The sequence below is a fragment of the Faecalibacterium sp. I2-3-92 genome (assembly GCF_023347315.1).
Classification (GTDB): Bacteria; Bacillota; Clostridia; order Oscillospirales; family Ruminococcaceae; genus Faecalibacterium; species Faecalibacterium duncaniae.
Genome location: NZ_CP094470.1, coordinates 1,940,560 through 1,961,904 on the forward strand (window position 1 = coordinate 1,940,560; position 21,345 = coordinate 1,961,904).

Annotated in this window: 25 protein-coding genes and 3 tRNA genes; all 28 read right to left on the reverse strand. The window is 53.0% G+C overall.

Annotation, left to right across the window (positions count from 1 at the left end; all coding sequences use genetic code 11):
• Positions 1–10 precede the first annotated feature (10 nt).
• The 28 genes from MTP42_RS09410 to MTP42_RS09545 all read right to left on the reverse strand — a co-directional run bounded on the left by MTP42_RS09410 (position 11) and on the right by MTP42_RS09545 (position 21,338).
• On the reverse strand, positions 11–592 hold the full coding sequence (locus MTP42_RS09410) for a DUF2612 domain-containing protein (protein ID WP_158401593.1): 582 nt from the start codon (positions 590–592) through the stop codon (positions 11–13).
• A 231-nt stretch (positions 593–823) separates the two neighbouring features.
• On the reverse strand, positions 824–2,335 hold the full coding sequence (locus tag MTP42_RS09415; RefSeq protein ID WP_158401592.1) for a hypothetical protein: 1,512 nt from the start codon (positions 2,333–2,335) through the stop codon (positions 824–826).
• Complete coding sequence (locus MTP42_RS09420) at positions 2,313–2,690, reverse strand: hypothetical protein (RefSeq protein ID WP_158401591.1); 378 nt, start codon at positions 2,688–2,690, stop codon at positions 2,313–2,315. The genes MTP42_RS09415 and MTP42_RS09420 overlap by 23 nt, the downstream gene beginning before the upstream one ends.
• Positions 2,690–3,385, reverse strand: a complete 696-nt coding sequence (locus MTP42_RS09425) for a Gp138 family membrane-puncturing spike protein (RefSeq protein WP_158401590.1) — start codon at positions 3,383–3,385, stop codon at positions 2,690–2,692. The genes MTP42_RS09420 and MTP42_RS09425 overlap by 1 nt, the downstream gene beginning before the upstream one ends.
• A 1-nt stretch (position 3,386) precedes the next feature.
• Positions 3,387–4,265 (reverse strand): phage protein, encoded by an 879-nt coding sequence (locus MTP42_RS09430; protein WP_158401589.1) that lies wholly within the window; start codon positions 4,263–4,265, stop codon positions 3,387–3,389.
• The gene (locus MTP42_RS09435) at positions 4,265–4,591 is read right to left on the reverse strand and encodes a phage baseplate plug family protein (RefSeq protein WP_055188323.1); all 327 of its coding nucleotides are present in this window, start codon (positions 4,589–4,591) and stop codon (positions 4,265–4,267) included. Before MTP42_RS09435 ends, MTP42_RS09430 begins: the two co-directional genes overlap by 1 nt.
• Before the next feature lie 9 nt (positions 4,592–4,600).
• Positions 4,601–5,170, reverse strand: coding sequence for a phage baseplate protein (locus MTP42_RS09440; protein WP_055188325.1), 570 nt, complete (start codon positions 5,168–5,170; stop codon positions 4,601–4,603).
• Positions 5,171–5,176: 6 nt separating this feature from the next.
• Positions 5,177–7,210 (reverse strand): tape measure protein, encoded by a 2,034-nt coding sequence (locus tag MTP42_RS09445; RefSeq protein WP_249257202.1) that lies wholly within the window; start codon positions 7,208–7,210, stop codon positions 5,177–5,179.
• Positions 7,211–7,384: 174 nt separating this feature from the next.
• Positions 7,385–7,900, reverse strand: coding sequence for a phage tail assembly chaperone (locus MTP42_RS09450; RefSeq protein ID WP_022257326.1), 516 nt, complete (start codon positions 7,898–7,900; stop codon positions 7,385–7,387).
• 16 nt (positions 7,901–7,916) lie between these two features.
• Positions 7,917–8,342, reverse strand: coding sequence for a phage structural protein (locus MTP42_RS09455; RefSeq protein ID WP_158401587.1), 426 nt, complete (start codon positions 8,340–8,342; stop codon positions 7,917–7,919).
• A gap of 19 nt (positions 8,343–8,361) precedes the next feature.
• A complete protein-coding gene (locus tag MTP42_RS09460) occupies positions 8,362–9,408 on the reverse strand; it encodes a DUF3383 family protein (RefSeq protein ID WP_158401586.1) in 1,047 nt (348 codons plus the stop codon).
• A 12-nt stretch (positions 9,409–9,420) separates the two neighbouring features.
• Positions 9,421–10,011 carry a phage neck terminator protein gene (locus tag MTP42_RS09465; RefSeq protein ID WP_158401585.1) on the reverse strand — a complete coding sequence of 197 codons (591 nt, stop codon included), beginning with the start codon at positions 10,009–10,011 and terminating at the stop codon, positions 9,421–9,423.
• A complete protein-coding gene (locus MTP42_RS09470; RefSeq protein WP_158401584.1) occupies positions 9,998–10,366 on the reverse strand; it encodes a hypothetical protein in 369 nt (122 codons plus the stop codon). The genes MTP42_RS09465 and MTP42_RS09470 overlap by 14 nt, the downstream gene beginning before the upstream one ends.
• The gene (locus MTP42_RS09475; RefSeq protein ID WP_158401583.1) at positions 10,363–10,893 is read right to left on the reverse strand and encodes a hypothetical protein; all 531 of its coding nucleotides are present in this window, start codon (positions 10,891–10,893) and stop codon (positions 10,363–10,365) included. Before MTP42_RS09475 ends, MTP42_RS09470 begins: the two co-directional genes overlap by 4 nt.
• A gap of 12 nt (positions 10,894–10,905) precedes the next feature.
• Positions 10,906–11,289, reverse strand: a complete 384-nt coding sequence (locus MTP42_RS09480; RefSeq protein WP_158401582.1) for a DUF4054 domain-containing protein — start codon at positions 11,287–11,289, stop codon at positions 10,906–10,908.
• Positions 11,289–11,513: a hypothetical protein gene (locus MTP42_RS09485; RefSeq protein ID WP_022257333.1), complete on the reverse strand. Its 225-nt coding sequence runs from the start codon at positions 11,511–11,513 to the stop codon at positions 11,289–11,291. Before MTP42_RS09485 ends, MTP42_RS09480 begins: the two co-directional genes overlap by 1 nt.
• 15 nt (positions 11,514–11,528) lie before the next feature.
• Entirely contained in the window at positions 11,529–12,593 is a 1,065-nt protein-coding gene (locus MTP42_RS09490) for a major capsid family protein (protein WP_022257334.1), read from the reverse strand.
• 14 nt (positions 12,594–12,607) lie between these two features.
• A complete protein-coding gene (locus MTP42_RS09495; RefSeq protein ID WP_055188344.1) occupies positions 12,608–13,096 on the reverse strand; it encodes a structural cement protein Gp24 in 489 nt (162 codons plus the stop codon).
• 3 nt (positions 13,097–13,099) lie between these two features.
• A complete protein-coding gene (locus tag MTP42_RS09500) occupies positions 13,100–14,470 on the reverse strand; it encodes a DUF2213 domain-containing protein (RefSeq protein WP_249257203.1) in 1,371 nt (456 codons plus the stop codon).
• Positions 14,467–15,387 (reverse strand): phage head morphogenesis protein, encoded by a 921-nt coding sequence (locus MTP42_RS09505; protein ID WP_022257337.1) that lies wholly within the window; start codon positions 15,385–15,387, stop codon positions 14,467–14,469. Before MTP42_RS09505 ends, MTP42_RS09500 begins: the two co-directional genes overlap by 4 nt.
• A gap of 283 nt (positions 15,388–15,670) precedes the next feature.
• Positions 15,671–15,747: transfer RNA gene (locus tag MTP42_RS09510), tRNA-Thr, on the reverse strand.
• Positions 15,748–15,752: 5 nt separating this feature from the next.
• Positions 15,753–15,825 (reverse strand) — tRNA-Gln (locus MTP42_RS09515).
• A gap of 3 nt (positions 15,826–15,828) precedes the next feature.
• Positions 15,829–15,904: transfer RNA gene (locus MTP42_RS09520), tRNA-Gly, on the reverse strand.
• Between the two features lie 66 nt (positions 15,905–15,970).
• Positions 15,971–16,168: a CPCC family cysteine-rich protein gene (locus MTP42_RS09525; RefSeq protein WP_055188351.1), complete on the reverse strand. Its 198-nt coding sequence runs from the start codon at positions 16,166–16,168 to the stop codon at positions 15,971–15,973.
• The gene (locus tag MTP42_RS09530) at positions 16,161–18,509 is read right to left on the reverse strand and encodes a phage portal protein (protein WP_158401580.1); all 2,349 of its coding nucleotides are present in this window, start codon (positions 18,507–18,509) and stop codon (positions 16,161–16,163) included. Before MTP42_RS09530 ends, MTP42_RS09525 begins: the two co-directional genes overlap by 8 nt.
• A 21-nt stretch (positions 18,510–18,530) precedes the next feature.
• A complete protein-coding gene (locus MTP42_RS09535) occupies positions 18,531–19,928 on the reverse strand; it encodes a DEAD/DEAH box helicase family protein (RefSeq protein ID WP_242981552.1) in 1,398 nt (465 codons plus the stop codon).
• Complete coding sequence (locus MTP42_RS09540; RefSeq protein ID WP_158401578.1) at positions 19,909–20,763, reverse strand: helix-turn-helix domain-containing protein; 855 nt, start codon at positions 20,761–20,763, stop codon at positions 19,909–19,911. Before MTP42_RS09540 ends, MTP42_RS09535 begins: the two co-directional genes overlap by 20 nt.
• Positions 20,764–20,876: 113 nt before the next feature.
• Positions 20,877–21,338 (reverse strand): QueT transporter family protein, encoded by a 462-nt coding sequence (locus MTP42_RS09545; RefSeq protein ID WP_158401577.1) that lies wholly within the window; start codon positions 21,336–21,338, stop codon positions 20,877–20,879.
• Between the last annotated feature and the right edge of the window lie 7 nt (positions 21,339–21,345).

Below are 21,345 nucleotides of genomic sequence, written 5' to 3' on the forward strand. Positions count from 1 at the left end.
TCACCCCCTGTTAATTGATGGACTGTGCAAACATTCCCTCGCCAAATCCTGCAACTCGCGGATTGAGATCCACAAAGCCAAACGTCTCTGCATCCTCCGTTGAGCAGTTGATTCTGACTCTTACGCCCGCCGGATGAACCACCAAGTCGTGCGTTCCCAAAATGGACAGAACCAAATCCGAGAACGGCGCGGAAATCGAAAGGTAAATGGTCGCAGGCGCATCGCGACGCTCACTGTATACAACTTCTGTCGCTCCAAAGATAATTTTGGTTGCTTCGATAATCTCGTTCGGTGTACAGCGGCACGAATTGACGTAAGCCTTGTACTTCAAGCAGACGCGATAAATATCATCGTTGTCTGCCAGTTCACGGCTTCCAATCATCGCCCCCGCCTGCTGACGAGTAAGGCATACCAGCTGGCCAATTCGGTTGAGCAAAACGCCGTTGCACTTGTCGATGTTGTTAATCCACTCAAACCCGCCCAGTGCAAGCATTAAATGTTCGTACTCAGGCGCAAAGGCCCAGACGATTCCATCCAGCACAGACATTTTCTCTACTCTAAGCGGCTTTTCGCTCAGTGCTTCAAATGCCACCGTTTCACCCCCTGTTCGCCGTTCTTTGCAGAATCCATTTTCCCTCAGAATTCTTTCGGTAAATGGTCAACGGGCTAATCACTCTTGCGGTACTGCCCATCACGCAGTTATCAGGAAGATTTTTCAAGTCCTCCAGCGTGTCGCACACATAATTTCCCAAACAGCTTTCTTCATACGCTTCCAGTTGAAATTGTGTTGGGAGCTTAGCGTACATTTCTTTATACGCCGAAATCATGCTTTCACCACCCGAATTCCGTTCATAGTGACAACCGGTTGCTGGTTGATGCTGACCGGGACGACGCCCGTAAGCATAGCGCTGTCCTCCACGCCCTCAATATCCGGCCTTTCGGAAAGAAGCCCCCGAATCTCGATATAATCAACGCCGGACACGTTCTCCATAATAGGCCGGATGAACTTCTGCAGCCTAACCGATGTTCCCGCCGAAAGAATTTCTTCCATCAGCAGGGATTTGATTCTCGCTTCAAAATCGTCATCCAGACCACCAGCGCTCGTGACTTTGACCGACAGCAGCAAATAGACATCGTTGACGCGGGTAAACTCAACATACTGGCGCGTTCCGTTTATGTCGGTGGCATAAGCGTAATGGCTTCCATACGCCCTAATTCCACCTGATTTGTTTTCCCAGATGATGCCCGCAACATCTTCATCCGAACCGCCCTGCACAACAATTTCGATGCAATGCGGCGGACGACCAGCCGTATCCTTTTCATCATCGTCATTTTGATAACCCGCGGCGAACGTCACGCCCTCTACGTCGCTATAAAGCAGCGATACAATGGCATTGACTGTTCCTGTACCGCGGCTTGCCACGCGATTGGTATAGCTGGTGCGGGCTTCCGAATCTCTCTGCGTCAATCTGCCCTTTATGGGCGGGATCTCGTTTATGCAAGAATCCCAGCCATCAACAGAAGTCACAATTTGGTCGATGGTCTTATCTGCCTGCACGTAGTTTCCGTATTCGACGCTCTCAAAAAGAATGTTGCTGGTCACGTCAACAACCGTAATGTACCTGCAAAGAGATGCAGAAAAGCTGTCGGCTGCACCAGAAGCCGACAGCACAATCGTATGGTTCCCTCGTTCATCCGTGGAATCTTCGACCTTGATTCCAAACTTCGTGAGCGCATCAAATTTCTGAAGCTCTACCAGGATTTTCGTGTAAGCATCGCTGTACGAACTCACCGAAAGCTGTTTTGTGATGCTGGCCGACTCGGAATAGCTGCCAACTTCACCCGAAGTCGCATTTCTGGATACGCCAAACTCAAACGTAATTGTTCCGCTCACGCTCTCGATTGGCCGAATGCCGATTCTTCTCCAGTTCGCACTGGAAATCGTGGACACTCCTTTTGCCTGAAATTGGCGCTGTGGATATGTGCTCGACTGCACCAAAGCGCCTGCCGGAATCACCGTGCCCTCACGCCCCGTACAGGACAGCGTATATTTTGTGCGCGCCTGCCCGATACGGTTGACGCCGCCAATTTGCATCGCGTTGTCCAACGCGATTCCCTCAGCAGTGTTCGGGAAGAGCTGCTGATAGCTAGCCGCAAATGCCTCCCACAATTCCGCCGGGGCATCGGCAAAAATCGTAAAAAGCACGTTCATAAGGCTCTGCGGATTTTCAGACGGGTTCACGCCGATTTCATCCTCAAATCTTTTGCAGGAGTCATTATAGATTTCATCCAGTCGCCGCATTGAAAAGCCGTCAGCTGTTATTCCATACTCCATGAGAAAGCTCCACCTCACTTTCCACCTCCCCCTCCGTTGTTTTTGCGGTAAACTTTGCAGAGAGAGTTCGTTTTTTCTTGTCCATTGCAAGGTTTATTGAACCGACACTTGTAACGCTAGGCACACTCAAAATCTGGTCGCGCAGCGTTTTTTCGATAAGCGCTCGGTTTGGCGTCTTCACTAAAATCGATTCAAAATAAGGCACGCCCATTTCAGGATTAAAGACCCACTCGCCCTTGATCCACCTCAATTTGATTTGGATGCCCTGTCGAACCGAGTCGATGATTGTAAAATCTCCACTCTCGTTTATCAGTAGGTCTCCGCTTTTGGAGAGCGCAAGGTCTCTTAAAGCCATTACACAGGTCCTCCAGTCGGTCCATGCACGCCGACGTGCGTGTGCGTATTCATCACAATTCCGCCGAGCGTCAATGTGCCGGAAATTGTCACGTTTCCCGTCACCGAGATATCGCCATTCACCTTGGTGTTTCCCTTGATGTTCAAACTCGGAGACGTCACATCAACGCTCGAAGATGATGCCGTAACAGTCGTGCCACCTTTTTCCACCTTTATGGAATCAGATGCCACTGTAATTTTGGTATCATCCTTTTTGATTTCGATTTTGTCTTTCGTGACCGTGATAGTAGAGCTGGGCGCAAACATGATGGCCGCTTCTTCACTCCCGGCCTTTTTGACCTGCTCACCCGGCGACTGGTAAAGGCCCGGAAGTAAAGCTGCATTTGAGAGATCCCATTTGAGGTCTGTTCCTGAGCCGCCCTCGTTGAAGAGAGCAAGGCACCCGTCATCCGACTTCACCGGAAAGGCAAAACCAACCGTCCCACCTGCTCCACAGGGCATCAGAATGATGGTGCCTGATATTTCCGGGTAAGGAACTTCTCGGCCATCATCTGTCGTCACCTTGAGGTTCGGGGTAAGCTTTGCAGTATGGTTATTCTCTACCTTTCCGACCTTGGAGGGTGCAGATGTATGAATCGAATCTTCCATCAGCCGCCCAACAAGGGAAGATACTGCATCAAGGAAGTCCTGTTTCACGTCACTTCACCTCCACAAACAGCGCTACACATTTCCAGTCATCGCCCTCTGTGTCGCCGGTAAATTTAATTTTGGACGCTCGATAATTGCCTTTGTACGATTTTGAGTCAATTTTTACATAATCGTCCACTTGGATATGGCCATTAAGCACATAAGTGACTTCGATGCCTTTTTTCGCCTTGCGCTTGGAAGCATTGCTGCTCTTTTTATCGCTCGTAGATGCAGACTCAAAGACAGGCTTCGGGGAACCGATAAGGCCCGTGCTTGCGGACAGCACATAAGCGGCCATTGTTATTGGTTCGTCCAATGCGCAGATTTGGACAATTCCGTTTTGCAAGCTCCAGCGCATTTTGCTGCGGTTGCAAACCCTTTCAATCAAGGTCTTTCCTGCCCCTACAAACGCAAAATTCGTGAAGTCTATCAGCTTAGCGGACTTTGAGAATTTAACCTCACAGCCCATAATCTGCGCCGCGTCACGCACGATTTTATCCCCGGAGATGGTGCCGGAATAGCTGAGGCTTACCGTGTTGTCTCGGCACGATGTAAAACTGTCCACAAACTCTATTGTGGTTTGCTGATCTGCGCCGCTCTGCTCAGTTTCAAAGTACGTCAGCGTTCCGCCCATTATTGTGGGCAGGTCATCCTTGTACCCCGCACTCAGCTCAATCAAACAGTCCTCTTGTTCAAGTAGGCGCAGGGTCTCATCTGCCAAATTCCACAGCGTAATTTTTCCAGTGTTGGAACTTGAGCTGTCACCAACTTCGCAAGAAAATTGGCACCGAAGTGCCCTACCGGTTGACTCATTCGGCTTTCCGAGTTCTCGGCCCGTGGAGTTGTTCTTTCCGATTCGTACTCTGTACTGACGGCCAAATTCTTCCATCACTGCACCCCCATCTGTTCAGCCGGCAGATAGTACAGGTGAGCCACCGCATCAACGAAATCTTGCCTGCCGATGCGTTCCTTGTCTGTTTGAACGCCAAGGATTCCCGGCGGACCGTTCGAGTTGAGATAGTAGAAGTTCCAGATCGCTCCCGGCACGAGCTTTGCCATGCCGATTTTCATCTGCATATCTGCATCGTAGATACTCAGCATCCAAAATTCTCCGTAAGCGTTCCATGTAACCCGGAGGTAGTAGTATGTGCCGTCAAGGTTTACGCGCATCACCGAATCATTGCGATCCGGCACGGAAATCTCGTAGTATTCCATTTGCACACCTCACTTGAAAAGGCCAATGGCTTTTGCGCCAGAACACAAAATGCTGGATTTTGTGGCCTTTTCGTCCTTCTGGGTGCCAGATGTAGACGATGAGCTTTTTTGTCCAGCGCCCGTGTTTTTCTTAGATGTTCCTCCGCGAATGTACTTCACGCTGATATTTGCCATATCGGTGGAGTTGATAGACGCTTGCTTCAGCTTGATGGTCAGCCGGGTACTACTGCCGTCCTCAACCGTTCGAGGGGCGGTAATGCTCGTGATGCACATATTTTCGTAACTGTCGCCAGCCGCGGTAAACGAAACCGGAGTCTTTTTCAGCCACAGCTGACGAAGTTCTTCAACCATCGTCTCAACACGGCTTGACGATGCCGCGTGTTGCTCAGCCCATGTGACAGGGCTATTGGTGATGATAGCTTCGATTTCCAGCTCACGGGGTTTTAAGCAGATGTTGTCCGTGATGGAGTATCCTTCCTCTGTTGCATACTCCGGCACATCACAGGTCATCGTTTCTGACCTTTTGATGATTGCATCGAACTCAAATCCGCCGAGGGATGCAGGTTGCTTTGCCAGCACAGCGCATCACCTCCCGTAATTCAACACTCTCGCCAATTCATCCGTGGACTGCGTTTCCTGCGAACGAACCGTAGTACTCAAACGGTCAGCAGCAGCTCTTTCCGTGACTTGAAATGTGTACTGCTGCTTATTTTCCTGCTTCACGTTTATTGACTTATTGTTGGTGGTCTGGGATGCCAAAGGTGCCGTCATCACGGTCTTGCTTGAGACAGCATTTCCGCCCGATGCAAGTGCTCCAACAGCCGTTCCAATGCCAGAGCCAGAAGAGCCATTATTGCGCTTCTTAGGATTTGGCTTCGTCGTCCCGTCGCCATCCCCATCCCCATCGCCATCATTTCCGTCGAAAAATCCCTTGATTCCGCTCCAAAGATTTTTAGCCCACTGAATTTTCTCTCCGAACCAATTAAAGAATCCTTTCAGCAAATTCCATGCGCCATTCATAGAATCCACCAGCGGATCCCACAATTCACCGAAGACAATTCGCCCTGCATCATTCAGCAAATCAAGGAAATCTTGCCACAGCTCTTTGCAGCCTTGAAGGAACTGCGTCCAATCTCCTGTCTGAAATCCAGTGATAAGACCGCCCAGAAGGTCGAACAAGTGGCCACCCAAGGTAACAATATCCGCTGTCAGGTCAACGCATCCCTGCCAAAGCCATTGTAGAACTGCAAGCACACTATCGCCGTGCTCGTTCCAAAATTGCTTTAGATCGCCAAGGGCATCCTTGCCGAATTGCTTTGCATTAGAGAAGAAATTAGAAATTTTGTCTCGGAGCGCATCGACATCCACGCCAGCATCGCTTAAGAAGCGCCCTAAGACGCTATCCCCGCCCTGCAAGAACGTGAACACATCTTCAAGCACCAAGAACAGCAGAAGCCATTTTGCGGCCGCGAGCGCCGTTTGGACATTAAATCCTTTTAGCAGCTTTACGGCCCCGCTAAGAAACGACAGCACCATGTTCCCGTTCGTCGCGAGAAAAAGCGCCGCCGCTGCAAGCACAATCAGCTTCAGCAGTTGTTCCACGCCGCCCAGCTTATCTGAAACGCTCTTGAGCCACGATGTAAATTTCTGCGCTTTCCCTATCAGAAAATCGCTTCCATCTCGAATCGCTTTTCCGATGCGAGTGGTAATGCCGAATGTGTCGTCCAAATCCGCAATCAGCAGCCCCCACTCATTCCGAACATACTTGAGCGCATCCGTGATGTCAAAGCCCAGTTCATCAAAATTCTTCTGAATCTCGCTTTCAGATACAAAGAAAGCATCTTTCAGTTGCTTGGCCGAAAGTTTTCCGCTCTCTGCCAGCTTTTGAAGCTGGGCCTCCGATACTCCCACTGCGGAAGAGATGGCGTTGACGACCTCCGGGGCCTTTGACTTCAAATTCGCAAAACCAGTTTTGTCCAGCTTTCCAGAGGACATGGCCTCGGTCAAAACGTCCATAGTGCTGTCTATGTTCGCTTCCCGGCCAGCACCCTTTTCGAGCTTTTCAACCAGCGAAACAAATTTCACAGCATCATCAACCGGGAACAGTTTGCCGTTCTGCTGGATCAACTTTGTAACGCTTCCAGCCATTGCGCCATACTCTTCCCGACAGTCTTGCGCACCTTTCAGAATTTTCTGCTGAATTTCCGATTGGTCGCCCAACTCGCGGGTTGCGCCACGAATTGCATCGTTAATGCCACCAAATTCTTCTGCTAGGCTCCTGAGCTGCGCCAGAGAGAATCCTATGCCAAGCACTCCAAGCGTTTTCTTGGCATAATCCTTGATTTCATCTATCGCACTTTTAGCATTTTGTGTGCTCTTTTGGCCCGGCTTAAACTCAGGAAGCTTTTCCGTTTCGCTCCGTGCCTTTTGAGCCTTTTTCTGGATTTCGTCAATGTTGTCATTGACGCTTTTTTTCACTTCATCCGCAACGCCCTGAACGGTTTTTATTCCAGACTTTACACTTTCAACAGTGTTTTTCACCTGCTGGACAGTGCTATGGTCAATGCGAAATCCGATCTGATTGATAAACTTTCCAATCACCATTTCTCTCGCTGCCATCCAATCACTGTCCTTCCCTCTCGGCATATACGGATTTCAGATATTCTATATCACGCTCCATCATCATCAAATCGTACAATTTCAGAGCTTCGTCGAGGTTGTACTCTTCTTTTAATTCGGTCATTGTTGCCACTCGTTCCCGGATGAGCGTATACAGTATCCACTCAAGGCCCGTTACTTGGGTTCGGTCAAGCTCTCCGTATTTTTCAAGCGCATCCCCTTGTGTGCGCTCATGAGGCGTCCAAAGAGGGTGCCGATATCGCCGAAAAAACCGCTAAAATTCTGCTGAATCACTGCGGCACACAGGCCAAGAGCGCCAGCAAAGGCCATGCAGAAGATTTCGTCAAAGTCGTCCTCTGTCATAGGACGCCACTTCGATTCATCTTTATCGAAGAAACTGACATTGCTGTGCTCCAAAAGAAGTTCCGAAATCAACCGAGTCAGCGTCTTTCCGTTGATGTTGCTCAGCGCTGTAACCAGAGACTTCGTATCAAGGTCAACGCCCTCGAAAATATCAAGGTCTGCGCTCTCCTCGTCTCCACTGGACAGTGCCACCGTGCCAATGATGGGAAGAACCACCGCCGCGACATCACCGAAGATGTATGCCGCATTCATAGCACCCAGAGGGCGAATGCGAAACGTATAGTCTCCAACTACCGTTTCCTGCATCTCCATCCGTTTCATTTTCATGTTACATCATCCTTTCTTATTCCGAAGTAAATTCGCCCACGCACCGAATGGTCCACTCCTGATCGCCACCCTTTGCGCCGTATACGATGGGCGCGGGTTTGGACACCCATGCCTTAGATGCCGTAAATTGGGGGTTGTCTCCCAAATCACGAATCATCAGCGGGAAGAAGTAGCCGCCGGAGGACTGTTTTTGCAGGTTGTAGTACTTGCGCAGCACTGCGTTCGTCTTGGAGCCGTACTTGAAGTTCATCTTAACTTCATAGCGGGGGTCGTCGGAGTTAGAGACTACGACCTCACCGTCGGCACCCGCCTCATCGGTGATGCCGTCGCCCTGCTCCGTGATGGTGATGCAGTTATCCGCTGCAAAGCCGCTCGGCATATGGGAGCCGATTGCGCAGATGACATTCTTAAAAGAATAAACGTGAACACTGCCACGAGCCATTTAGCACATCTCCTTTCGCTTAATAATTCAGCGTACCGCTGATTTCCGTTGCGATCAGCGCACCCGCCAACCGTGCCGTCCATTTTACTTTCGGCAACACACGGGTCTTGCGTGTTGCTGCATCCAGCTCCGCGGCCTTCGGTACGGTGATGGTATAGGACGGGGTGACCGTCCCGGTTGTTTCGTCGCTGGAGGGCCGTGCAATGCCGCCAGCTTCCACGCCTGCATCCAGCGCCGCAGTAACGGCATTCTGAACCAGACCGATGCCGGGATCCGTGTAAGGGATTTTGGGCAGAGACAGCATCAGATTGATAACATTCTGCTGAATCTGAGTCTTGAGCCAATCGCGGAAGCGAATCGTATCAATCCACTCACCCGCAGACACCTTGCCGCCCTGCACCATTGCCTGACTGCCGATTGTGGTATAGTACGAGACATTGCGGCTTTCCAAGTTGGCGACGTCCGTGGTGGAAAGGCTCTGTGCCTCGACCATGCTGAGAGACTTATACGCCCACAGTTCGCTACCCGGCTCATACGACAAAAACTTGGCCGCATATGCCGCATTCACGCAGTCGTTTTCTTTCGTTGCGTGAACGACGGCCGTGCGGAACATTGCATCAGAAACAGGCGATGCAGAAATGCCCGTAGTCTCGCAGACACAGAATTTCTCGTTGGATTCTGTCCAGTCTGCGATGCTCTGATAGAAGTCCTCCTTGATGCCCGCCGGGCAGATGCAGTACCACCCCGGCACCGCCTTTGCACGGTCAAGGGTGGCGTCCACCTTTTCCGTCGAACCAGAGGTGGTTTTCTGAACGGCCACCATCACCATGGTAGCTTTGGGCGACTGGGCAAAGACCTTGGATGCGGCGATATAAACCGGGTCGTCCGTCGAGAAGCCGGCACTCTTCAGATCCTGCGTACCGGTATAACCAGCAACATCGGGAGTCATATGACCGCCGGGAGTTCTCGGCAGGGGGCCGATGATAAGGATGGTGTCATAGCCGCCGTCGATTGCCATTGCTTCCGAAATGGCAATATCGACCTTAATGATTTGGTCAATGGTCATGCTCTCACTCCTTTATTCCTTGATTTGTGGTTCAATTTCAACTTCTGTGAAATATCCAGCCTGCATATCTGCAAGCTCTTTCGATGCCGCGCTGTCGTGGTCGGCAATGTACTCACCGTCCTGTGGATGCAGTGCTGCATACTCCTTCGTGTTCTGAACGAAATCCACAGAAAAAGAACAGCGCGCCCGTTCCACACCGGACACGCTGTTATGGATCTGCTCTGGGTTTCCTGTGGCCGTTACCGAAATGTTCAGCAGACGCATTTTATCTTCTGCGTAGGAGCTTTGGAAAAAGCGGATACTCTGGGCAAGGTCATCAACAGCCGTTGACAGAAGAGCCTTTTTTACTCCGCCGCCATGAACCACCTTGCTCTGCGCAACCAGCTCCGCAGAAAACGGCATGCTCATGTACCATGTCTGCTGCAAAATCCCATCATCTACGTATTCGTCAATTTGAGAACTGTCGGCGGCATCAAAGTCAAGCACGACGTAGGGCGCAGGCGGGCGGGCCGCATTGCCGGGGTAAGAGTAAATGACCGTGCAGGCAGGGTAAAGCTCCATGAAAAACTTACGAATCTCGGCCCTGCACTCAGCTTCCGTCATCGTCCCTCTTCCCCCTTTCATTCTCGCCATCGACCGCCTCAAACTCCGAAATCCAGTGCGACAGAATAGTGTTCCCCCAGTAAATCGACGACTTGCAGACGTACCACTTGCCCATGTAGAACAAGCGGTCACCGTCCGTCTGATCGTCAGACTCCGCCGGGTGAAGCTCCGTGTCGCTGTACACCGTCAGCGTTCCCGTGGTCGTCCGGCCCGCCGGGTCATCTTGGTTCCGTCTCGTCTTGGCTTGAACATCCAGCATAAGCTGCACATCCTCATACCCGGCGGACGCCACACCATCTTCCCAGCTGGTTCTTCCGTACCGCCGCACTTTGTAAGACCGTTTGAAGATGTTCATTTTTCCCCTTTCACGAGGCGAAATCCGCACTGCTGTCTCATGGTTCCAGTGTCAATCAAAGGCTTTGTAGAGCCTTTTCCGTCAATATGGACTGGGACAGGTCCATTTTTTCCGTACTCGTTTACCATCCATCCACCCTCAACCGTAACCGGCGCATTAGGCGTCCAATCTTCGTCTCTGATAGCGTCCTGAATCATAGAACTAGCTTGAGCGCCGATTGCACTCGCTACAGTTTCGGCGGTATTGAGGTTCGACGCCGCTTGCTGTGAGAACTCCGCCAATTCATCGGGGTGCTTTTGAAGTGCATCCATGAATGGACGTGCCGGGATCATCACGGAGCCATCCTTATGCAAAGTCCCATAGTGATTCCAATAGGCAATCTCTGCCAGCGAGGTCTCGCCGTCAATCGCTATTTGATCGGCTTGGTATCCGACCTCAACAACGATGTCTTCCAGTTCATCCAGCATTGACAGTGCCGCTCTTCCCTCCGGGGTCAGGTCAAGCCCAAATTCTCCGGCAATAGCCATACATTCACCCTCTTACCGAATCATAATGGGAACGATATGCCTGTTCCGAATCTCGATGAACTGCAACCCATACGATGTAAGCTGATAGGCTGCGTCCCCCGCTGTTCCCGCAGTAGACGTCGCAAAGGAAATGCTTACGCCACCTTCGGATACGCTGGCAAGGCGTCCAGTGTTGGCGATGGTTCCCAGCGAGTTGTCGCCGCTGCCGGCCATCTTCATGGCGTGGCACGTTAAAAGAGCCAGTGCCAAATTATAATCAGCGCCAAACTTCTTTCGGGAAATAACAGGGGCTTGAAGCTCAATCCAGAACTTGATGTCCTCATCGGACGCCCCTTTGAACTCAGCTCCCACCGTCTTCACGATTTTGGTGATTGCCTCTACATCGGCGGCATCCATCAGGACTCATCCTCTGCGGTGTCCTCTGCAATGGCGTCAGGCTCCGCATCGGGATTCTTTGCCTTGCCACGGGTCTTCTTCTCCGCAACTTCCTGCACATAGCCCATGCTGATGTAGAACGCCACTGCATCAGCATAGACAGCCTCGACCTGTGCGGTCTCGCCGGGGAGCAGGGAGACATCGCCAATGCGAATCGGCTTCACGCTGATATTCTTGATTTTCATAAGCAGGCTCCTTTCTTACAGACCGTAGACGAGGCAGGCGGACAGCGGATAAGGAATGACCATTCCGGCGTCGCGGCCCTCACAGTTGATGACGATTTCGAGGTTGCGGTCCTGCGGCGCATGCTGAAGGAATGCCATAGGCACATCATGGTACATCTTATCGGCGTCCTTGGTGTACAGCAGACCGATGTTCTTTCCAGTGGTGTTGTAGTCCTTGTTGCTCTTGGACAGCTCACCAGCGGTCTCCCAGTTCTTAATCTGGGGGGTGTGTTCCTTGATGTAAGACAGCACAGACTCACCAGTACCGTCAATGCGGCGCAGGTTCAGAGCAGTGTACAGGTCATTCGGCATAACCCAACTATCCGGGTGCTCAACGCTCTGGGTCAGAGTGTCGATATAGTTCAGGATGCCGGCAATGTCGGCGGCGATCTCATCGGCAGTCTTGCTTGCCCAGTCAGCCTTACCACCAGCGCCGTTCTGCAGTGTGTAGACAGGGATATTGTTATCCGAAGAAAGGATACCGACGATTTTTGCCTTCTCGTCGCCGCTCCAGATCAGGTGGTTCACCTTGACATCATAGACCCGGCGGGCGGCTTCGGCGCGGACAGCATCCAGAGACTTCATAATGCCCAGAACGGCGTTCCGGCGGCATGCGCGCAGCTCCTGCACGTTGTAACCGTAGCTATCACCGATGTTGACAATTTCGGCACGATGGGGAGTGCCTTTCACATCAACACGGGGCAGGTCCGAAGCGTAGTTCGCGATGATGGCAGCGAAGCCGACAGGCTCATAGGAGTAGTACTCGATGTAGCTTGCACCCTCATCCGTATCGCTTGTCTGGGGGAACAGCTTCAGGCCGGACAGCTCCGGGAACTCCTTGTCGTATGCCTTGGTCTTGATGTGCGCCAGCTGCTTGGCAAAGAAGATACCTGCATTGTCCGCACCATCGTGACGAAGCGAAGCGCCAGGGAACGGGTTCCGATAGGCGCGGTTAATCAGCGAGGCGCACTTCGTCTCCAGAGCGACGCGGTCCTCCTCGCTGTAACCGTTTGCGGGGTCGAAAGGATTGAATTTAGACATAGGTTCCTACCTCCTTAAAGCTGAGTCACGAACTGGGCAGGGGCGATGCCGTTCACGGCCGCGCCGATGAAGCGCGCCTTCACTGCCAGATTGGTTCCCTTGGTCGGGGTAAACTTTCCGGCGTCTGTGCCAGTGGTCACAAGGTACACGGGCTGGCCATAAGCAGGCTCCACCGAATCGACCAGCTGCACCCACAGCTTGCCGGACTGACAAACATCGACGATCTGGTTCTTCCGCAGGAGTACGGCACCATCATCGTCCATCTCGACATTGGCGCTGTACATCACAACGCCCTCGAACTTGTCAGCAGTTGCGTCCGTTGCAGGAAGCGCAATGTCCTTTCCCGGCTCTGCGCCCTGCACGACACCGTATCCGAAGCACAGCGCCTTATCCTCTGCGCTGTTGCGGCGGGTCACGGCTTCATACTCGGCCCGGTCATAGAGGCCACCGGGCATGCCGCGGCTCGGCTCACCGTAATTCATCTGTACAGCCATATTGCTCATAGCTTAGTCCTCCTTTTCGCCAGCGTGACGCTGAATCATGCGGGTACGAGCGGCGTCGGGGTCATTTTTGGCGTTCGCATTGTGGGTCGCCGCATTTGCGGAATCCGCATTGAACACCTGCCGACGCTGATCGTTCACGGTCTTGCGGCCATCGACCTTGCCCTTGGCAATGTCAAAAGCCGCGTTGATGTATGCGTTGCCTTTCCCGTCCAGACGCATACCGGGCAGAACAGTTCTGATGACCTTTTTCTTTGCCTGCATCACAGGCAGTGTGTCAATGCCATCCAGATGCAGTTTGTCGCCCAGACGGCACAGCTCCATGCGCTGGCCAACCTTCTTCTTGACGATGGCGTCGAGACTGTCATGGTTCAGCTGGCCGCTGTCATTGTCAGAGGCGTCGTCCTCATCTTCTGTGGGCGGCTGTTTGGCATCGTCTTCAGCGGCATCCGCACGGGCTTTCTCAGCCTCCAGCATAGACAGCAGGGTGTTGATGTCGGACTTTGCGGGACCATCCTCCATTGCATTCCGGCGGGCCGTAATGTCCGCCAGAACGTCGGGTGTGGTGGCATCATCTTCACCATCGTCTTCAGTCGGCTTGGTGGGGTCACCACCCGCCGCCGGGTCGTTCTCATCGTCAGCAGTTGCACCGCCAGTAGCGGCCAGATATGCCTTGATAGCCGCCTCGATGCCGGCAGGGTCAAGGGACGAAGCCGCAGGGGAAGCTCCCTCGCCATCATCCGCAGTCTGCTTATCGGGTTCCACGGTAGTATCGTCGTCCATGGTGGTGCAGGTCTTCTTGTTCTCGTCATCCATAGGGTCAGTACCTCCATTGTCTTGGCCGTCCATGTTCAGTCTTGCATCATCTCCGGCGCGGGCGACGGCAACCAGCGCAAGATGATTCACGCGGATGTGGGTCTGGATTGCATCGTAAGGCTCCCCCTCCCACTCTCCAGGTTCCATGATAAGATCCTGATAATATCCAACGGACAGCTCGCGCAGGCCCGACGCCTTTACAGCATCGGGGTCGTCAATGACGATTTTGGCACGGACGGTCTCGCCGTCCTGCTGTCCGGGAGTCAGGATTGTTCCAACTCTCTCCCGGCGGGCATTGTTCTTGTCTATCGCCTGCGCATCGTGGGTAATGATGATGGGCTTTCCCTCATAGCTTGCAAGGCTCGCCGGGTCAAACACATCTTCCGGCCTTCGCAGTTCTCGACGTTCCGAACCATCTTCCAGCTTGTACTTGAAGATGCCCGTGCGGGTCAGGATGGGGTTATCATAAAAATATCCCTCGGTGCTGTAATGCTCATCGACAGGCACGCTGTCAGCACGCATTTCGCTCCGAAGGACTTGCGGCGGATTTTTCTGATTCATTGTTTCTTCTCCTTAAAGGCTTGAGAATTGAGCCTATTAAAGTCAAAAACGGGTTTTGCAACACAGCGGCACTGGTAATCCTCGCCGGGGTTGCAGTGTCTCCCGGTGTAGATTTTCCCTCGCTTCGTCATGTACCACATTGCTGGCGGGTCATCATAACGAAACGTCTTACCATCAAGTTCACGATGGCACGCGCGCACACGTTCGTCGCCGGACGAACGCCAGATGTACTCCTTTACCCCGGCGGACTCCTGCCGAGTCCGGGTCAGATCTGCGCTCAATGTACCAATCTGGTCGCGGGCTAAAAGGTTCGCTTTCGATTTGGTCACATCGAAGCGTCGCTGTATCTCATTTGAAATTGCGGCGGGTGTTCGGCCCTTTGTAAAGCCGTCAATAATGATTTTCTCCATATCATCAAAGCAATCGCTCTCGATGCTGGTTATGAAAGAAACATTTTGCTCCGCCCACCTTGAAAGCATCTGCTCATACCGCTCACCAATGAAGAAGTCCTTGCTGATGTCGATGCCGAGTGTGGCCCGGACACTGCGTTGCCATTCTTGGAGCTGGCGGCGGTCTGTATAATCCGCACAGCGGCGGACATCACGTTCCAGCGGGTCGGTTTTCAGCCGCCGACTGAGCCGATCACGCATAATGCGGAACCTGTTCTGGATGCGGTGCACCATGTCGCTGTACCCATCTTTTCTGATGCTTTCAGAAGCCGTATCCATTTCATCCGCAGCGATGGCCAGTATCTCAGGCATTGAATCGCGCACCACAGCTTGAAGCTCTTTTAAGCGCCTGTTCTCAATGGCCCGCATCTTACTTTCTGCCCATTGCGGGTATTCCGGCTCGACCTTTGATTTTCTTGTCGTAGAAGCCCGACTGTATCTGCCGGGGCCGTTGTTTTTCACTGGCATAAACACCTCTTTATCTTTCCGGGAATCTTCCCTCTGCCGGCATCAAAAAAGGCCCTGCATCGTTGAAGATACAGGACCTTTACGTTCATGGCATGCAGCACTTGAATGGGTTTGACCTTTTGCTTACAGCGCGCATCCGTCCAAGGCGAAGCGGAAGGAACGCGGCATATGGCTCCGCGCTGGCTCAGTCATGGAACAGGCCAGAACACTTCGCAGCGGTCTGTTGGGAGCGGGGTCGGCGCTTCCTCATGCCATCGAGGTGCCGATTACGGTGTACGGCGGGTGGAGCTGGGGATGGGATTTGAACCCACGACCTGAAGATTACAAATCAACTGCTCTGTCCAACTGAGCTACACCAGCATAAGTCGAGGGTACCGGACTCGAACCGGTGGTCTGGGAGTCAAAGGCCCATGCCTTATCCAACTTGGCCAACCCTCGATATGGAGCAGTCAACGGGGCTCGAACCCGCGGCATCCTGCTTGGAGGGCAGGCGCTCTACCAACTGAGCTATGACTGCAAACAAAAAGAGCCTCCGCAAAGGACGCTCTCGCGTCACCTGCAAAGGCTCTCAACGCCGTTATTGTTAATCAAACACCTTTTTGCCTGCGGCAAATTTCTTTTTTGCTTCGTTCAGGCTGATGCGGTTATACCCGCCGCGATAATCGGGATCTGCGCGCTGTACGCCGTCATTTACCCAACCGCACACGGGGCATTCCTCAAAATCATCGTTCTCTTCAAAGTGATGCTGCCCACACAGCGGGCAAATGGTTTCGTCATTCATCGTTTTCTATTCCCTCAGCCTCAAGTCGGCGTCTATAATACTCTTCCCCATCATCGGGCTTGAACATCGTTCTTACGCCTTTCTCCGGGGAGCCTTTCGCAAAGTCATTTTTCTTTGAATCGTATCGGCATATAAGGCCATCTTTTGTCTTATAGCCCTTGATGCCGTTCCCACAGGGGCTTTCCAGAAGTTGAACCGCCCGCTTTTCGTATTGCTCCTTTGTCGTAATGCCATCGGGAGCGTACTCGGCGGCGTGGGTTCTTCCGTTTTGCCAGTGGTTATTCAGCTTCTGCTTGTTTGGAAACCCTTTCACTTTGAAAGCGTTTGCGCCTTTTGCCGAAACTGCGTTAGAATTTATTTTAGCATGACTTTGGGAATCATTCAAGTCTTTTGACGATTTTTCCTTGCCCAATTCATCTTTTGACGTTGTGTTCCCCATGCTGGAGAACTTCCCATCCTCATCGCGCTTGTGCTTGCTTGGATCGAAGTCGTCCAGCGTCAGGCCCAGTTGTTCAAGATATTCTTCCACGCTCCTGCGGAATGGGTCGAACACCAGCCCGCCGGGGACCTCTTGGGCAAGAATCTGTTCTGGGGTGAACCATGTGGCGGTGAACATCTCTTCCTGATCGCACACCGGGATTCCCGCATAGTCGTTGACGCGGTATATCTGCACAGGGAGGATTTCTTCTGGTTTTCCTTTACAGTTACCAAGATAGGTAATATTTCCAACGTCAATTCCAAACTCTTCTTTGGCTTCCCGGCGGAAGGCCACCCCCGGCGTTTCTTTCGGCTCGATATGCCCGCCGGGGCCACACCAGCCTTGGCCATCAGAGCGGCGCCCGCAGAGGATCTTGCCGTCCTGCACGACAAAACCCGCCACATAGCCGCAGTCTCCTTCATCGGTAACAAAACCGCTGGCATCCGCGGCATTCTGTTGCTGGCTATCAGCGGCTTCCTGCTGGGTATCGGCTCCGCCAAGTCCCCAGTCTTGGTGAATGTCCGCTTCCGTGAGAATGTTCTCTGGGTCAAACTGTTCGTCGCGAACCATCGCGCGGCGAACTTCTTCAGCTTCGACAATTCCATTTGTGACGTATGTGCCAGCGGTCTGTGCTCTGGTGAGCTGTGCCGCAGCAGCAGCTTGGTCTTGTGCTGCCTTTTCATCGTCAGACGGGCTCCACGCGCTCTTGTAGGTCACGGTGTATTCAGGGATTTCCTTGACTTCCCTGTTCCAAACCATACCACGAAGAATCAGCTCGACGAGGGTACGGGTGTTATCGCGGAGGTCGCCGTTTTGGAGGCCTCCGACGAATTCCTTGTAATTTTCAAGGTCACTCTCTCCGGTGGCATTCTCGCCCGCCGGGGAACGCCCAAAAAGCCGCGTCTGTGGGATATGAGATACAGCAGACAACATCGCACAGGCATTGTCCAGAATGTCCTTAACGCCAGCAACAGACAGGGATTGAACGCCCACATCCTCGCCGTCGGCATCAATAATGACCATGTTCAGCAGATTACGGGCAAGGTCAAGCATTTCCATACGCTGAAGAACCGTATCCTCGCCGTCTGCCGTGGAAAGCACACCAGCAAGATTCTTCATCTTGTAGGTCACCATCGACAGCCGTTCCAACAGGCGGATAGAATAGCCGGGGCCTATGCTGGCATTTCTCAGCTCTTCACGAATGCGCAGATACTCCGGGATGCCCCATGTGCGGTAGAGATTAGCCATAGTGGAGCTTTCCGGGATGTCCGAGTTATGGAAAACAAGGCATCTGGACGAATGCACAACATAGTTGCCGTACACGCTGTTGACTTGGTAGTACTCCGGGATGCCAGTGCCGCCCCGGCGGTAATCCTCATCGTCCGGGTTGTTCTCATATCCATTGACCCAAAGAGGATACATTTCGTTGCGGCCATATACCAACAACTCTTCGACGCCGTGCACGTCACGCCAGTTCAAAGGATTCTGCAGGAGCCGCCCGTCGTCAACCAGCATCACCACAGCAGCGCCACCAAAGAGCCGCGCCCAGCGCAAAGCCTTGGCAAATTTGCTCTGGTATCGGATGGTCTGCAAGTGGTTGTCGATCTGCTTCTGCAAGTCTTTGTCCTTGATGCCGAGGTCGATGCCGTTCTTGGTTGCGTCGTCCGCCGGGGCATCAATAATGGTTGAGAACAACCCGTTTCCTGCATAGAGATCGGCCAGCTCCGTATCGCTTACCGCAGAGCCAGACGCCCACTGGTAGTACTCCGTGCTGTCGTGCTGGGTGCCGTACTTGTTCAGCACATTGTAGTAACCGTCAAGGCGCAGCTGTGTTTTGATTTTTCCGGGAATAACTTTTTTCACGCTTTCTCCTTTCCGGTTATGTTAAATCAGACTGCGGACATCAAAAATTCCGCCCTCGTATAATGCCAGCGCAACTGCATCAGCCCGGTCCGGGCTGGTCAGGCCGCGCTTCTTTAGCGACTCCTTGCTTTCAAGTTTCAGCTTGGAGGGCGCGCCGCTGAAGATGTACTTGCGGGTCGTGAGCTGACCTATCAAGGTCGCGTCATCCGGCAAATGCAGGAGACCAGACGCCGCCATGTCGCGCAGGACAGCCCACATCCATGTTGAAATATCGGCATATCTCCCGGCGGCTTCCTTGTCAGGAACAGCAGACGAGAAATTGACAGGAACAACCATGAGTTTGTTCAGCTTCTGCCGAATCTTCTCCCTGTTGAGAATATCCGTCACTCCGCCGCCCACACCCGTATCGTCAATAATCGCATAGATCAGACCGCGATATTGCGGATGCGCTGTGCGCAGGGCCTTGTACATTTCGATAATGTCATCGGCTGTTGCGTACAGGTCTTGACCGTGGCGCGTGACCAGCTTTTGAATGTCCCCGTCAATGTTCTTCGCAATGGCGGTGTCGTCGTTGCCGAAGCGGGCCACATCGCACCCAATAGAAATTCTGGCCGGAATGCTGTGCTCAAGCGGTTCAGTATTGACCGCTTTTGTGGCAAGCGCCATCGGAATAAAGACGTCGTCCTCATTTTCCGGGAACTCGCCGTCAACACGGACGCGGACCACATTGCTGTTCTTGCCGAACTTTCGCTCCAAGTCAGCGATATTTTGCTTATTCGTGCGGGGGCTGTCCCTGCTGGACACCTTCATGCAGTAGTAGGACTGGGCATCCACGGTGTGCGAATCGTGGAATGTGCCAGTGTTCTGCGTTGGGTTTCCGCACATCAGTAAGCGGTTGTTATCGCCGGACAATGTGCCCTGTATGGCCTCCATGATGGGGTCAGCAACGCCAGATGCCTCGTCCACCACGAAAAGCATATTGTCTTCGTGGAAGCCCTGCATATTCTCTGGCTTAGTGGCTGTACGGGCCACGGCGAACCAGCGTTTCTCATGTCCTTTCATGTAGACGCGGGTCTTTGTCCATACAAGCATGGCCTGCAAGACAGGACTGCGCTCCTGCCACTTGGCAATCTCAGCCCAGAGCACATCGTTCAACTGCTGGCGGGTCGGTGCCGTGCACACGACGCGAGGATACGGGAAGCAAGCCAAGAACCAGAGCACCAAGTTTGCTTCAAAAGCTGTTTTTCCAACGCCCTGTCCTGAGCGGATGGAAACTTTGCGGTGCTGTGCAATGGCCGTAGCCGCTTCTTTTTGCCATTTATCCGGCTTGAAGCGTGTAACCTCTTTGAAGAACAAGCAGGGGTCTTTGCGGTACAGCGGGAGCCGTTTGGCGAAGACTTCACGTTGTCTCAGCGCCATCGTCCTCACCCTCCACTTCTGCATCCGCCGCCTCGACTGCCGCCACCCAGTCGTCTACCAGCTCATTCTTGCCGCTGTTGCTCAGTCTGCGCAGGTCGGCAAGCTGTTGTATCACCTTCGACTTCTGGCGCTGTACATCGGTCAATAGCCGCTCTAAGCGCTCCACGATAAGGTAGCTCGATTCGGTGGTGGTTGATGTCTCAACGCTGGTGCCAGGGAGACGTTCTTCCTTTTGCACCTTTGCATCTATCCGCTCAATGTAAACTTCCTTGTCATGGGCCTCTTTTTCCTTATCCTCATCCAGCCGGGTAAAAGACCTGCTGGATTTTGATGTATGCACCGACTGGACGTGCTGCTTCTTTTCCTGAGCTGCCGTGATGCGCTGGAGCAGGAACGCTTCGCGGGCAGTCAGCAGTTGAAGCTCCTGTATCAACAGATCCTCCGCGTCCACGTCTTTCGTGCAGTCCTGTATAGCTTTCTGGTTTTCTTCGGAAAATGCACCAAACATCACAGCTGACCAGCCGCCATGCTTTAGCGCATTCTGATTTCCCGGCGGTGCCCCGCCATGATTGCCAACAGCGTTGACGTTCCCTTTCGGCGCGCCGCCGCGATTCGGCCTCTTCTCAGGCTGAGCCGCCGGGTCTTGCTGGGCGCATTTTGAAGATGCACCCTTTGGGTGCGACGAGGTGCGCTTCTTGGGTGCACCCTTTTGTGCATCCCAATACCGCTTTTTCCAAGACTTGACCGTGTTCAGCGATACACCCAGCTTCTTTGAGATTTCGGTGCATCCCATCCCTTTCTTATAAAGGGTGAACGCCTTGTCTCGCGTTTCCATCTACATCGCCACCACTATCCTTCTTCATTTTCTGTCCCGGTGTCGGGCCGGGCCGTTGTGTTGTTCCAAAGAAAAAGCGCCAGCTCTTTGCAGAGCCAGCGCCGCGCCCCCTCTTACACGATTCTTGCAAGAGCGGTTTTAGAAATCACCATGTTGCCGAGTTCCACGGCCAAGAAAGTGCCAACGAACAGCCCTGCGGCCGTCAGCAGGAACGGCGCTCCCACCATTGCGTACAGCTCCACCCCGATGAACAGAGCCACGGACAAAGAGAGGATAACAGCTTTCCACAAAATCCCCAGCTTTTTCCACGGCCCCCAAACAACAAGGAGATACGCTGCTCCCTCGGCCATCAGGCCAAAAGCCACATCGACAGGTCCAAACGGGCTGGTTGCGTTTGCGATTGCGATTCCCAGCAGAACCGCCGGGGCATATCTCTTGTCTTTGAACGGGAGCGCACAGAGCATATTTGCAACCCGGAATTGGATTGCGCCCCACGACAGGGGGTTCAAGGTGGTCAATGCCACATACAGTGCCGCGACAACGGCGGTCTGGCAAAGAGCACGAGTATTTTTCATCTTGCGC